Genomic DNA, 13,656 nt, shown 5'->3' on the forward strand with positions numbered 1-13,656 from the left:
TTGGCCGTTCCGAAGGGAAGACTGAGTTCCCTGCTGGCCTGAACGAACGCGGCCGGGTAGCGCTGCAGGTAGACCGCGTAGAGGATGAACAACCCGCCGAACAGCATCAACTCGGTGAACAGGAAAAGCCACATTCCCAGTTTGGCGCCGGCGTAGTCCTTGTGCATTTCCTCGCTCACAGCAGCCCCGCTCCCTTGAAGTCGTAGGGGCCGTGGGTGACGGTCGGGTCCTTCTCGAAATTCTCCTTCGGGGGCGGCGACGGCACGGTCCATTCCAGGGTCGCTCCGCCCCAGGGGTTGGGGCCTGCGGGGGCACCGCGGAAAACGCCGCGGAACAGGTTCACGAACATGACCGCCAGGCCCACGGCGAGAATCCAGGAGCCGACCGTGGCCAACTGGTTAAGACTGGTGTACTCGGGCAGGTAGTCGTAGTAGCGCCGGGGCATCCCCTTGATCCCGACAATCTTCATCGACAGGTAAAGGACGTTGAAGCCGACGAACATCAGGCCCCAGGAGACCGTGGCGACCCGCTTGTTGTACATGCGTCCGTAGACCTTGGGCAGCCAGTAGTGCAGGGCGGCGAAGAAGGCGAAGCCGGTCCCCCCGAACATGACGTAGTGAAAGTGGCCGACCACGAAGTAAGTGTCATGGACGTGGACATCGGTGGCGGCGGCGCCGAGGATCAGGCCGGTCAGGCCGCCGATGGCGAAAAGCAGGATGAAGGAAAGGGCGAAGAGCAGGGGCGGGTCGAGGGTGATGGAGCCCTTGTAGAGGGTGGCGACCCAGTTGAAGACCTTGATCGCCGAGGGGATGGCGACCACGAAGGTGAGCAGGGAGAAGATCAGAACCGCGGTGTCGCTCATGCCGCTGGTGAACATATGGTGCCCCCAGACGAGGGAGCCGGCGGCGGCGATGGCGATGCTGGAGACGGCGATCGCCTTGTAGCCGAAGGCCGGCTTTCGGGAGAAGACCGGGATGATGTCCGAGATGACCCCCATGCCGGGCAGGACCATGATGTAGACCGCCGGGTGAGAGTAGATCCAGAACAGGTGCTGGTACATGACCGGGTCGCCGCCCCGGGCCGGGTCGAACAGGCCGGTGCCGAGGAGGCGTTCGGCCAGGATCAGCACCATGGTGATGCCGAGGATGGGGGTGGCCAGGATCTGCACCCAGGCGGTGGCGTACAGCGACCAGATGAAGAGGGGCAGCCGCCCCCAGGTCATCCCTTCGGCTCTCAGGCGGTGGACCGTGACCACGAAGTTGAGGCCGGTGAGGATCGAGGAGAAGCCGAGGATGAAGACGGCGAAGACCGCCAGGGAGACGTTTGTGGCGGTCTGGGTGCTGAAGGGGACGTAGAAGGTCCATCCCGTGTCCGGAGGGCCGCCGCCGGTAAAGAGGGAGATCACGGCCAGGGCCGCTCCGCTGATGTAGAGCCACCAGGAGAAAAGATTGAGACGGGGGAAGGCCACGTCCCGGGCGCCGATCTGGATCGGCAGCATCAGGTTGCCGAAGGCCGCCGGGATGCCGGGGATGATGAAGAGGAAGATCATGATCACCCCGTGCAGGGTGAACAGGGCGTTGTAGGTCTGGGCTCTGACGATATCGACGCCGGGGGAGAATAGCTCCAGGCGGATGAGGAGGCCGAGGATTACCCCGATGATGAAGAAAGCGACGATGGCGTAGAGGTAGAGAAGCCCGATGCGCTTGTGGTCGGTGGAGAAAATCCACGCCATCGGGCCGCTGGGTCCGCCGCGGTTTTCCAGAAAGCCCCGATCGGCAACCGGGGTCGTGGGAAGAGAATCTGCCATGGCGATATCAGGTGTCCTTTTTCCTGCGACCCGTGAGCAGCAGGAAGCCCAGCAGGGTCCCGGCGGTGGCCATGACCACCGTGGCGGAAACCCGCATCAGGTTGAAGACGTAGGTCTTGTTCTCGGGGTCGTAGCTGAAACAGAAGCTGACCACCTTGCGGATCGTCGTGCCGACCCGCCCCTCGGAGGCCTCGATCAAGGCGAGAGTCAAATCCATGGGCAGGTAGCGGGTCCCGTGGAGGTAGCGAACGATCTTTCCTTCTTCGCTGACCACGAAGATCGCCACGGGATGAAGGAAGTCCGCTCCCTGGCGCATGAACCTGTACCCCGCGGCCTCGGTCAGGAGGCGGATGTTCTCGGGGCTCCCGGTCAGGAAGCGCCATGCGTCCTCCGGAAAACGGCCCTCCATGGCTTCCATGTAGATGGCTTTGCTCTTGCGGGCCAGTTCGGGGGTTTCGGTCTCGTCGAAGCTGACCGAGATGATCCGGAAGTCTTCGCCCGGGGTTCGCTTCACCTGGTTCAGCACCCGGGCCAGTCCCCCTTGCAGGAAGGTGCAGACGTTGGGGCACTTGTAGTAGACCGGGGCGATGATGGTCGGGACGGTGATCAGCTCCTTCAGGGAGATCTCCCGGCCCTGTTCGTCAAGGAAGGGAAGGTCCATGGGGATGAACTCCCCCAGCCTCTCCTCCAGTCCGACTTCCCCTGCCTGCTCGGGGGCGGCCACGGGGTGGACGTGGACATGGGGTTCGTCGTCCCCGGTTCCGTCCTGGTGCCGGGCGTTGGATGAAGGGACAGTCGTTCCGTGCCCGGCAGGATGCACCATCGTCTCGTCCGCAGCGAGAACCCCTTCTCCCGCGAAGAGCAGGGCGCTCAACAACAGCAGGCAGAAAAGGGGGCGTGGGCGGTCCAGGATTCTTTCCCGGATCGGCAGGGACGTGGCGAAACGCAATCGATTCATCTTCAGCAGGGATGGGATAGGTCACTCCGTTGCCGTTGAGGGGGAAGGGCGAAGCTGGTAAAATATTCAAAATAATACTAAAATTGTCGGGTTTTGCAATGTCTGCTTGTCTTTTGGGGCTTGTGCGGTGGGGGCAAACGTGGCATCATGCGCGCCCGCAAGGTGGAGAGGTCCATGGTCCAGGAACACGACATCGTCGCCATATTCAATTCCATCCACCGGGTGATGAAGGCCGAAAAGGCCCTCAAGCTGGCCCGGGTCGAGATCCTGCTCATTCCCGTGCCGCGCCAACTCTCCTCCGACTGTGGCCTGGCCATCCGGTTCGCATCGGAAGACCGGCGGCGGGTCGAGGAGGTCCTGACCCGCGAAGGGATCGGCCAGGCCGATTATTTCCGCCGGGAGGGGGAGGGGTTCGGCCCGGCTTGACCCTGTCCGCAGAGGTAGGCTTTTTCCTTGACAAAGGTAGACCCCTTCACTATAGTCCGTACTTTGCGACTATTGGGATAGGTGCGCTTTAGCGGCATATGTTTGATAATCTGACGGAAAAATTCGATTCGGTCTTTAAGAAGCTGCGCGGCCAGGGTAGCCTTTCCGAGGACAACATCAAGGCGGCCCTCCGCGAGGTCCGGCTGGTGCTCCTCGAGGCCGATGTTAACTTTCGGGTGGTCAAGGACTTCGTCGCCGCCGTTCGCGAGCGGGCGGTCGGGCAGGATGTCCTCAAGAGCCTTACCCCGGCCCAGCAGGTCATCAAGATCGTCCGCGATGAACTCGGACGTCTCATGGGCGAGGGGACGGACAACAGCCTCGACCTCGCTGCCCGCCCCCCCGTTCCGGTCATGCTGTGCGGCCTGCAGGGGGCCGGCAAGACCACGACCTGCGGCAAGCTGGCCCTGCGCATGCGCAGGGAGAAGCGAACCCCCCTGCTGGTTCCTGCAGACGTCTACCGGCCTGCGGCCATCGAGCAGCTCAAGACGGTCGGGCGCCAGCTCGACATACCGGTCTTCGATTCCCAGCCGGGGCAGGATCCGGTCGAGATCTGCCGGCAGGCGCGCGACTTCGCCGAACTGAACGGTTACGACACGCTCATCCTCGATACCGCCGGGCGTCTTCACATCGACGACGAACTCATGGGAGAGCTGGCGCGGATCAAGGCCGACCTCGAGCCGCGGGAGATCCTCTTCGTCGCCGACGCCATGACCGGCCAGGACGCCGTGAACGTGGCGCAAAGCTTCGACGAGCGGATCGACATCACCGGGGTGATCCTCACCAAGCTTGACGGTGACGCCCGGGGCGGCGCGTCCCTTTCAATTCGCGCCGTGACCGGCAAGCCGATCAAGCTGGTCGGACTCGGCGAGAAGATGGACGCCCTGGAGGTCTTCCATCCCGATCGCATGGCGCAGCGCATTCTCGGCATGGGGGACGTTCTCTCCCTGATCGAGAAGGCCGAGGCCGTCATCGATCAGGAGCAGGCCGCCGACATGGAGAAGCGCCTCCGCAAGGAGGGCTTTACCCTGGAAACCTTTCGCGACCAACTCCAGTCGATCAAGAAAATGGGGTCCATGGAATCGCTGCTCAAGATGATTCCCGGGGCCGGCAAGGCGCTCAAGCAGGCCAAGGGCATGCAACTGCCCGACAAAGAGTTGAAGAAGGTCGAGGCGATCATCAACTCCATGACCGCCGCCGAGCGCCGCAACCACCGAATTCTCAACGGTTCCCGGCGGATGCGCATCGCCAAGGGGAGCGGCACCACGGTTCAGGATATCAACCAATTGCTCAAACGTTTTACCGAAGCGCAGAAAATGATGAAAAAGCTCCAGCAGATGGGACCCAAGGGGCTCAAGGGCATGCTGGGGCGTGGCGGTATGCCGCCTTTTTAGAGACGCCTGGCGGGCCGGCGGTTGCCGGCAGGGCACACCCTTTGAAGTGTGCTAAGCTTTGGCATGATAGACCCAATCCGATAACGTAAAAACGTTCAGAAACACCCGGGAGGAAAAGTACATGTCAGTAAAAATCAGGCTGGCCCGCGGCGGCGCCAAGAAAAAGCCCTTTTACCAGGTTGTGGTTGCCGACGAACGCTTTCCGCGCGACGGCCGCTTCATCGAAAACCTCGGGCAATACGACCCGAAACAGGACCCCCCCACTGTTACTTTGAAAGAGGATCGGGCTCTTGAGTGGCTGAAGAAGGGGGCCCAGCCCACCGACACGGTGCGGCAACTGCTGCGCAAGCAAGGGGTGTGGGCAAAATTCAAGCAGCCCGAAGGGGCTTAATTCCAACCCGCTAGCAGGGGCGGCCCTCCCTGTCTCCGAAGGACGGACTCCATGAAAGAACTCATCGAATTCATCGCCAAATCCCTGGTGGAAAAGCCCGAGGAGGTGACCATCTCCGAAGAGCAGGAGGAGGATGGCAGCACCCTCATCAAGCTTGCGGCGGCTCCGGAGGACATGGGCCGGATCATCGGCAAGCAAGGGCGCACCGCCAAGGCCATGCGGACCCTCCTCAATGCCAAGGCGACCAGGGAAGATAAGCGCGCCACGCTTCAGATCATGGAGTGATGCGCCCTGAAGATGGCGAACGGTTTGCCGTCGGCGTGGTAAGCGGAACGCACGGCCTGCGGGGTGATCTCAAGGTTCGCCCCCTTACCGACGGTTCGGGGTCGCTGCTCCAGGCCCGGCAAGTCTTTTTCGACCTCCCCGGGGAGGGCTTGATTTGCCATGCTCCGGTTCGGGCCGTGTTCCACAAAAAGATGATTCTTCTTCGCCTGAAGGGTATGGAGGACATCAATGCCGTCCAGCCTCTTGTCGGCTTCGAGGTTCTGATGGACTTTCAGGACCTGGAGGAGCTGCCGGAGGGGGAACATTACTGGCGGGAGTTGCGGGGGGTGAAGGTTCACGATCGAACCTTCGGAGACCTCGGCATCCTCGAGGATCTGCTTACCACCGCCGCCCACGATATATACGTCGTTCGGGGCCGGTTCGGTGAGGTCCTCATTCCGGCGGTTGAAAAGTTTGTGATCGAGGTCGATCAGGAGGGGCGGAGGATGCTGGTCGATCTTCCCGAGGGCCTGGTTACGGAGTCCGATGAAGTTTGATGTTCTGACTCTTTTCCCCGCCATGTTCGAGTCTCCCTTTTCCGGGAGCATTCTCGGAAAAGCGGTCGAGAAGGGGTTGATTCAGGTCGAAGCCCACAACCTGCGGGAGTGGGCCGAGGGGCGCCACCAGGTTACCGACGACGCTCCCTATGGCGGCGGCGACGGGATGGTCATTAAGCCCGAACCGGTGACCAGGGCTCTGGGGGATTTGAAGCGGAGTCGGCCCGAGGCCAAGACTCTCCTCATGACCCCTCAGGGGATGCCGTTCCGCCAGCGCGATGCCGTTGCCCTTTCGGGGGTGTCGTCGCTGATACTGGTATGCGGCAGGTACGAAGGGTTCGACGAGCGCGTTCGCGATCTGGTCGATGCCGAATACTCTATCGGAGATTTCGTCCTGACCGGAGGCGAACTGCCAGCGATGGTGGTGATCGACGCCGTGGCCCGGTTGGTTCCGGGGGTGCTGGGCGGTTGCTGCAGCGCGGAGGCCGATTCCTTCTCCGACGGACTTTTGGAACATCCTCACTACACGCGGCCCGTGGAGTTCAATGGGCGGCGGGTGCCGGACGTACTTCTTTCCGGAAATCACGGGGAGATTGCTCGCTGGAGGCGCCGAGAACAGTTGAGGCGCACACTGCAACGGCGGCCGGAGTTGCTTGACGCCGCGCCTCTCTCCGAGGCGGACCGGGAGATTCTCAAGGCGTTGCGGCGGGAACAGACGCAGGGCGAGTCGTGAATCAGCCTTCCCTTGCGGTGGCGCTAGTACACTCCCCGGTCCTTGACCGCCGGGGGGACCGAGTGACGACGGCGGTCACCAATCTCGATCTGCACGACATTGCTCGTACCGCCCGCACTTACGGCGCGAAGCGGGTATACGTGGTGACGCCGGTCGCCGAACAGCGGGCCCTGACGGAACGACTGCTTGGGCATTGGCGCGAGGGGTTCGGGGCGTCATACAACCCCGATCGCCGCGAGGCCCTGGCCTTGGTGGAGACGGTTGCCTCCCTGGATGAGGCCATTCGGGACTGGGAATCCGTTTCGGGACAATCTGCGCGTCCGGTTCTGACCGGTGCATCGCGCAGCGACGGAATGTCCTTCGATCGTTGCCGTGAGCTGGCATCACGGGACCCGCTGTTGCTGGTTTTCGGCACCGGGTGGGGGCTGGCGCCCGAGCTGTTCGAGCGGGGCTGGTCGGTTTTGAGCCCCATACGGGGGTGCGGAGATTACAACCACCTTCCGGTGAGGGCCGCTGCGGCGATCATCCTGGACCGGCTGGTCGGACGGAAGTGACTATAGGAATTAGCGGAACGTCGTCCCCGCCGGGGCTGCGTTGACGCTCGGACATCGGGACCTCAAAAAAACCAAAAGATGGATCGGAATAGAGGAGGATGACATGAACATCATCGATCGCCTGGACAAGGAACAGATTAAAAAGAATATCCCGCCCTTTAAGGCCGGGGACACCCTGAAGGTGCACGTCAAGATTGTCGAAGGCGACAAGCAGCGCATCCAGCTTTTTCAGGGTGTCTGCATCAAAAGGGTGAACCGGGGCATCGGCTCGACCTTCACCGTTCGCAAGATCTCCAGCGGTTTCGGCGTGGAGAGGATCTTCTCCCTTCACTCCCCCGCTGTCGAAAAGATCGACGTGCTGACCGTGGGCCGGGTCCGCCGGGCCAAGCTGTACTACCTGCGGAACCTGCAGGGCAAGGCCGCTCGGATTCGCGAAAAGCGCCTGATCTAAAGTATCTGTTGTCGAAAAAAGCCCCGGCCCTGTGCCGGGGCTTTTTCCGTTTCTAGGCCGTCTGGACAAGTTCCGACGGCCGACGGGAGGACAGCCTTGACCCTGTCATTGTTTCCCGCCCCCGAGCTCTCCCCTCTTCATTTCGAGAGGGAAGCGCATCGTTCCGGCTACGGGCAGGTGGCCGGGGTGGACGAGGCGGGTCGCGGGCCCCTGGCCGGGCCCGTGGTTGCCGCCGCGGTCATTCTTCCCGATACCTTCGATCTTCCCGGGCTGAACGATTCCAAAAAACTCTCCGCAAAGACCCGTGAGAGGCTCTTCCCCCTTATCCGCTCCCAGGCAGTGGCGGTCGGGATCGGGTGCATTTCAGCGGCCGAGATCGACCGGATCAACATCCTTCAGGCGACCCTGCGGGGGATGGTGCGGGCGGTGGAGCGCATGGGTGTTTCACCCGACTACCTCCTGATCGATGGCATCACCCCGGTGCCGATGCCCCTGCCGCAGAAGACCCTCAAGAAGGGGGATTCGCGCTCTCTCTCCGTGGCGGCCGCCTCGGTCATCGCCAAGGTGGTGAGGGACCGGATCATGGTCGGCTACGATCGTCTTTATCCCGGCTACGGGTTTGCCGGCCACAAGGGATACGGCAGCGCCCGACACATGGAGGCCATTGCCCGGCTGGGTCCCTGCCCCCAGCACCGCCGCACTTTCGGCGGGGTCAGGGAACACGTGGAGGGGCCGTGACCGAGGAGCGGCTGAGCCTTGGGCGCTGGGGCGAGGAGCAGGCATCCCGTTTCCTGCGCCGGAAGGGGATGAAGATCCTCGATCGCAACATGCGCACCCCGGTGGGGGAGATCGACATTGTCGCCCGGCTGGGAAAGACCCTTGTGTTCGTGGAGGTCAAGACCCGCAGCAGCGATGCCTTCGGCTCCCCTCAGGAGGCGGTCGGCCCCGCCAAGCAGCGCCAGATACTGCGCACCGCCCAGTGGTATCTCGGCGCCGGCAAGGGCCGCGGGCTGCAACCGCGCTTCGACGTGGTGGCGGTGCGCCCCGGACAGGGCGGGGCGGCGTCCATCGAGCACATAGAGGACGCCTTCGGGGCCTGAAGCCGTTCCGGTTTGCTTTTTGTGGCCACCCTCATTACAATGTTAAGACCTTTTTGCGCCCCTTCCGCAGGGCGCCGCCGCGGAGGGCTACCCCGTGACAGTACTCCCCAAAAACCTTTCCGACCTCGGCATGGTGCGCGTCGCTGTCGCCTCCCCCGAGGTGCGGGTCGCCGATGTGGCCTTCAACGCCGAGCGGATCGCCCGGGCCATGGCCGAGGTCGCAGGGCAGGGCTGCACCTTGCTGCTCTGCCCTGAACTCTGCGTGACCGGCTACACCTGCGGCGACCTCTTCTATCAAGCCCGGCTCCTCGAGGGGGCCCGGGATGCCTTGCTGCAACTCGCCGCCGAGAGCGCCCGACTGGGGATCGCCCTGGTCGCCGGCACTCCCCTGGCCCAGGGGGGGCGCCTGTTCAACTGCGCCGCCTTTCTCGCCGGGGGGCGAATCGTCGGCGTGGTGCCCAAGACCTTTCTGCCCAACACCGGCGAGTTCTACGAGGAACGCTGGTTCTCCTCCGAACGGGACCGCACCGCAGACGTCCTCGAGATCGGGGGGGAGGAGGTCCCTTTCGGGGCCGATCTGCTTTTCCGGGCCGCCGGGCGGCCCAGTTGCATCGTGGGAATCGAGATCTGCGAAGACGCCTGGTCTGTCAGCCCCCCCAGCGGCGCCATGGCGATGCGCGGGGCCACTCTTCTGCTCAACCCCTCGGCCAGTCCGGAGATCCTCGGAAAAGAGGCCTACCGGCGAAGCCTTGTTCAGGCCCAGTCGGGCCGCTGCCTGGCGGCCTACGCTTACGCTTCGGCCGGACCCGGCGAATCGAGCACCGACCTTGTCTACTCGGGGCATTCCCTGATCGGCGAGAACGGCTTCGTCCTTGCGGAGACCGAGCGGTTTCGGTTCGAAACCGAGATTGCCGTGGCTGATGTTGACATTGAACGCCTCGTCAACGAGCGGCTGAAGAACAACACCTTCGCCGCTTCCCGCGCCCCGGGAGTCTGTCGGATCGTTGATTTCCCCCTTGGCGAAACGGCCGCCGGCAAGCTGCTGCGTCCGGTGCCTGCCGCCCCCTTCGTCCCCGTGCTTTGCGAGGAGCGCGCCTGCCGGTGCGGGGAGATCTTCGCCATCCAGACCGCCGGCCTGGCCAAGCGTCTCAAGCACACCGGCAGCGAGCGGGTGGTGATAGGCATTTCCGGCGGCCTTGATTCGACCCTGGCGCTGCTCGTAACGGTTAAGGCGTTCGACAGGCTCGGTCTCGACCGCAAGGGGATCGTCGCTGTCACCATGCCCGGCTTCGGCACCACCACGCGCACCCGGGGCAACGCCGAAAAACTCGCCGAACTGCTCGGCGTGACCCTGAAGATCATTTCCATCGACGCGGCGGTGCGGGGGCATTTCGCCGACATCGGCCACGACGAGGCGGTGCACGACATCACCTACGAGAACTCCCAGGCCCGGGAGCGCACCCAGATCCTCATGGATCTTGCCAACCGGCTCAGCGGCCTGGTGATCGGCACAGGCGATCTCTCGGAACTGGCCCTCGGCTGGTGCACCTACAACGGCGACCACATGTCGATGTATGCAGTCAATGCCGGGGTGCCCAAGACCCTGGTGCGCTACCTCGTCGACTGGTGCGCCGACGCCGAATTCTCCGGCGAGGCCCGGGCTGTCCTTCACGACGTCGGCGCCACCCCGGTCTCCCCCGAGCTTCTTCCCCCCGACGAGAACGGGGAGATCGGCCAGGTGACCGAGGACCACATCGGCCCCTACATGCTGCACGACTTCTTCCTGTTCCAGGTTGTGCGCCTGCAGTTCTCCCCGAAAAAGGTTCTTTATCTCGCCTGCCAGGCCTTTGATGACCAGTTTCCCGCCGAGGAGATTCTGCGCTGGCTGAAGACCTTCTACCGCCGGTTCTTCTCCCAGCAGTTCAAGCGCTCCTGTCTTCCCGACGGGCCGAAAGTCGGCTCCGTGGTCCTCTCCCCGCGGGGCGACTGGCGCATGCCGAGCGACGCCTGCGCCGAGCTCTGGCTTCGCGAACTCGAGGAGCTGTAAGCTTAAGGTTTGAAGGCCGGGCGGAAAACCGGCCTGTTCCCCTGTCACTTGTCACGCATCACGATTTTTTCCCATCACGGACTCTCATGCCCGGCACCCTTTATCTCGTCGCGACCCCCATCGGCAACCTCGAGGACTTTACCTTTCGCGCTCTGCGGATCCTCAAGGAGGTCGGCCTGGTCGCCGCCGAGGATACCCGCCACAGTCGCAAGCTCTTCAGTCACTACGGCATCGACACTCCCCTGACCCCGTTCCACGAGCACAACGAGCGGCAGAAGGGGGAGCGGCTGCTTGTACGCCTTCAGGCCGGTGAAGACGTCGCTCTGATCTCCGACGCCGGCACCCCCCTCGTTGCCGATCCCGGTTTCGACCTGGTGCGCCGCTGTTGCGCCGAGGGGATTGCCGTGACCGCTATTCCCGGACCTGTTGCGGCGGTGGTCGCCCTGTCTCTCTCCGGCCTGCCGAGCGACCGCTTCGCCTTCGAAAACTTCCTCCCGGCCAAGGCCGGGGCCCGCATGCGATGCATTGAAGAGCTGAAGGGCGAGAGGCGCACCCTGGTCTTCTACGAGGCTCCCCATCGCCTCGCCGTCACCCTGCGCGACCTCGCCTCCGTTTTCGGCTCCGAGCGCGAGGCTGCCGTCGCCCGGGAGCTGACCAAGCTACATGAGGAACTTGCCCGTGCATCCCTCGGTGAACTGGCCGAGCGTTACGCCGCAGAGAAGCCCCGGGGCGAGATCGTTCTGGTCGTCGCTGGGGCGCCCGAAACCCCGCCTGCCGACGAGTCCGAGGTGCGTTCCGTGCTGCGGGAGCTGCTCGCCGGGGGGATGAAGCCCCGCCAAGCGGTCAAGGACGTGGCAAAGCGCTATGGCCTGCCGGGGGACGAGGTATACCGGATGGCGCTGGAGATGAAGGGGGAGTCGGGCTGAGTTTCCTGGGGGTGGCGTGTTATTTGAATGTTCACAGGGCCAGTGAGGGAAGGTGTCAAAGTCGTGGCCATTCTGGCAGACGGCGGCACCGCTGAGTTCAGGCGCCTGCCGACACCCTTGAAGGAATCTCAACACCATCTTGCCGAGGGCTCCCCATGAAGCTGTTCAGACTGTCGCCTCTGCTCCTGTTCTTTTTCCTCCTGGTCGCCGGCTGCGGAGGGGGAAACGACTCCCGCCAGGGTTCCGCCGGGAACGACGACCCGGAAGCCGGGGGCATCGGCCAGGTCCTCTGGGACTTCGAAACCGAGGGTGTCCCCAAGTTCCTCAAGACCAATCACCTTGATCTGCGGCATGTTCAGAGGATTTCCCGGTTCCGTTCCTCTGCCGGCCACGACTATTCGGACCATTTCGAGTGCGAGCGGTCGATGAAGCACTATTTCCACCCGCGGGAAGAGACCGACGAATTCCAGTGGCCCGACATCGAGATCGTCGCCCCGGTCACCGGCACCATTGTCGAGGTCATGGACGAGTGGGGCGGCGGCATCGGCGGCTGCCAGCTTTGGATCGAACCGGACGACTACCCTGCCTTTCACGTCATCATCTTCCACGTCGGCCTGGCCCAGCCCCTGGAGCGGGGCGACCGCGTCGAGGAGGGCCAGGTCCTCGGTCACCACGCCACCGGCTCCACCTGGAACGACCTGGCCGTGGCAGTGTGGACAGAATGCCCCCCCGAGGGACGCGACTGCGCGCCCACCGGCCACCACTTCGACACCTGCACCGACTACGCGGTCAGGAACATCTCGGTCTTCGACATCATGACCGACGAGCTGTTCGAGAGCTACAGGGCCTTTCCCGGGATCGATTCCCGGGACGATCTCGTCATCCCCCGCCAGGAGCGCGATCTTTACCCGGATTTTCACGGCTACCCGGAGGAGCTGTCTTGGGCCACTCTGGTGGAGCCGCCTGCGAACGACCCGGGCGATTTTACCCCGGCGGTCGGCGCTGATCCTTCCCAGGCCGGCGACGGCCCCTGGAGCCGGCGGCTGCGCCTCGCGACCAGCCCGGACGGCACCGACTGGACCCGGACCGGGCTGACCCTGGCCGACCAGGGCGACGTGCCGTCTGTCATCGTCAAGGACGGCACCCTTTGGGCCTTCTACGTAATGTGGAAGGACGCCGACGACACCGAAGAGCTGCGCAACACCACGGTCGCGGCGACCTCGGAGGACCTGGTGAACTGGACCTACCGGGAACTGAACTTTTCCGGCCTGCCCGCCGGGCGGACCCCGAACCCGGTCGACCCGGCGGTGGTTGCTTCCGGGGGGGGCGGCTACCGCATGTACTTCACCCTCGGCGATCTCTCCGGCGGCCCGGCCCAGACCTACTCGGCGGTTTCGGCGAACCTGCTCGACTGGACCGTGGAGGGTGGGCCGCGTTATCCCGCCGCCGGCAGCGACGTCCTCGATCCGAACCTGCTCTGGGTCGGGGACCATTTCGAGTTTTTCGCCGGTGGCGCGCCGGGCGCCAACCATCATGCCGCCTCCACCGGGGGGGCGCAGCAGCATAGCCACGGTCTGGCCTTTAAGCCCCTGGCCGACTTCGTTCCCGACCCCTTCGTCGTCATGGCCAACGGCCTGAAGATCGGCGGGGAGTACCGCTACTACGGCTTCACTCAGGAGCCAGGCAGTTCCGAAGAGACGATCCGCTCCTTCACCTACGCCGGGGACGGCCAGTGGACCCTCGACCCCGGCATCCGCCTGGCCGTGGACGAGGCCGGCGGCGAGGAACGGGCCTTCGTGGCCGATCCTGCCGTGGCGCCGCATCCCGCGGGGAGCGACCGGGGCTACGTCATGGTCTACGTCACCGAGGTTCCTTGATCCGCCAGGCTTGCGACACCGAAAAAAAGCCGGTCTCCAGACATTGGAGACCGGCTTTTACCGATTCTTTCCCCCCGCTCCCCGATGGACACGGGTTATTTACCGCGAATTCAG

15 protein-coding genes and 1 pseudogene are annotated in these 13,656 nt (G+C 63.9%); 13 read left to right on the plus strand and 3 right to left on the minus strand.

The genetic code is table 11. The features are described from left to right. The 3 genes and pseudogenes from C0617_RS17275 to C0617_RS16540 all read right to left on the minus strand — a co-directional run. A pseudogene (locus tag C0617_RS17275) lies at positions 1-167 on the minus strand (cytochrome c oxidase subunit 3 family protein); the annotation flags it as partial. Between the two features lie 8 nt (positions 168-175). Further along, on the minus strand, positions 176-1,732 hold the full coding sequence (gene ctaD / locus C0617_RS16535) for a cytochrome c oxidase subunit I (protein WP_363324413.1): 1,557 nt from the start codon (positions 1,730-1,732) through the stop codon (positions 176-178). Positions 1,733-1,814: 82 nt separating this feature from the next. Further along, a complete protein-coding gene (locus C0617_RS16540) occupies positions 1,815-2,756 on the minus strand; it encodes an SCO family protein (RefSeq protein WP_291318140.1) in 942 nt (313 codons plus the stop codon). Between the two features lie 183 nt (positions 2,757-2,939). On the opposite strand from C0617_RS16540, the gene C0617_RS16545 reads away from it, so the two are divergent. The 13 genes from C0617_RS16545 to C0617_RS16605 all read left to right on the plus strand — a co-directional run bounded on the left by C0617_RS16545 (position 2,940) and on the right by C0617_RS16605 (position 13,542). After that, on the plus strand, positions 2,940-3,191 hold the full coding sequence (locus C0617_RS16545; RefSeq protein WP_363324414.1) for a DUF3343 domain-containing protein: 252 nt from the start codon (positions 2,940-2,942) through the stop codon (positions 3,189-3,191). Positions 3,192-3,289: 98 nt separating this feature from the next. Continuing rightward, on the plus strand, positions 3,290-4,642 hold the full coding sequence (gene ffh / locus C0617_RS16550) for a signal recognition particle protein (protein ID WP_291318142.1): 1,353 nt from the start codon (positions 3,290-3,292) through the stop codon (positions 4,640-4,642). Positions 4,643-4,763: 121 nt separating this feature from the next. Then, positions 4,764-5,033, plus strand: coding sequence for a 30S ribosomal protein S16 (gene rpsP, locus C0617_RS16555; RefSeq protein ID WP_291318143.1), 270 nt, complete (start codon positions 4,764-4,766; stop codon positions 5,031-5,033). 51 nt (positions 5,034-5,084) lie between these two features. Next, positions 5,085-5,318 (plus strand): KH domain-containing protein, encoded by a 234-nt coding sequence (locus C0617_RS16560; RefSeq protein ID WP_291318144.1) that lies wholly within the window; start codon positions 5,085-5,087, stop codon positions 5,316-5,318. After that, positions 5,318-5,854, plus strand: coding sequence for a ribosome maturation factor RimM (gene rimM, locus C0617_RS16565; protein WP_291318145.1), 537 nt, complete (start codon positions 5,318-5,320; stop codon positions 5,852-5,854). Before C0617_RS16560 ends, rimM begins: the two co-directional genes overlap by 1 nt. Continuing rightward, a complete protein-coding gene (trmD, locus tag C0617_RS16570; RefSeq protein ID WP_291318146.1) occupies positions 5,844-6,587 on the plus strand; it encodes a tRNA (guanosine(37)-N1)-methyltransferase TrmD in 744 nt (247 codons plus the stop codon). The genes rimM and trmD overlap by 11 nt, the downstream gene beginning before the upstream one ends. Next, on the plus strand, positions 6,584-7,141 hold the full coding sequence (locus tag C0617_RS16575) for an RNA methyltransferase (protein ID WP_291318147.1): 558 nt from the start codon (positions 6,584-6,586) through the stop codon (positions 7,139-7,141). Before trmD ends, C0617_RS16575 begins: the two co-directional genes overlap by 4 nt. Positions 7,142-7,244: 103 nt before the next feature. Further along, on the plus strand, positions 7,245-7,592 hold the full coding sequence (gene rplS / locus C0617_RS16580; protein WP_291318148.1) for a 50S ribosomal protein L19: 348 nt from the start codon (positions 7,245-7,247) through the stop codon (positions 7,590-7,592). Positions 7,593-7,694: 102 nt separating this feature from the next. Continuing rightward, entirely contained in the window at positions 7,695-8,330 is a 636-nt protein-coding gene (locus C0617_RS16585; protein WP_363324415.1) for a ribonuclease HII, read from the plus strand. Then, entirely contained in the window at positions 8,327-8,692 is a 366-nt protein-coding gene (locus C0617_RS16590; RefSeq protein ID WP_291318150.1) for a YraN family protein, read from the plus strand. Before C0617_RS16585 ends, C0617_RS16590 begins: the two co-directional genes overlap by 4 nt. Positions 8,693-8,786: 94 nt before the next feature. Then, positions 8,787-10,739, plus strand: a complete 1,953-nt coding sequence (locus C0617_RS16595) for an NAD(+) synthase (RefSeq protein ID WP_291318151.1) — start codon at positions 8,787-8,789, stop codon at positions 10,737-10,739. An 86-nt stretch (positions 10,740-10,825) separates the two neighbouring features. Next, positions 10,826-11,665 (plus strand): 16S rRNA (cytidine(1402)-2'-O)-methyltransferase, encoded by an 840-nt coding sequence (gene rsmI / locus C0617_RS16600; RefSeq protein ID WP_291318152.1) that lies wholly within the window; start codon positions 10,826-10,828, stop codon positions 11,663-11,665. A 155-nt stretch (positions 11,666-11,820) separates the two neighbouring features. Further along, a complete protein-coding gene (locus C0617_RS16605) occupies positions 11,821-13,542 on the plus strand; it encodes a hypothetical protein (RefSeq protein WP_291318153.1) in 1,722 nt (573 codons plus the stop codon). The last annotated feature ends 114 nt before the right edge of the window (positions 13,543-13,656 follow it).

It is taken from the genome of Desulfuromonas sp. (assembly GCF_002868845.1).
Taxonomy (GTDB): domain Bacteria; phylum Desulfobacterota; class Desulfuromonadia; order Desulfuromonadales; family BM501; genus BM501.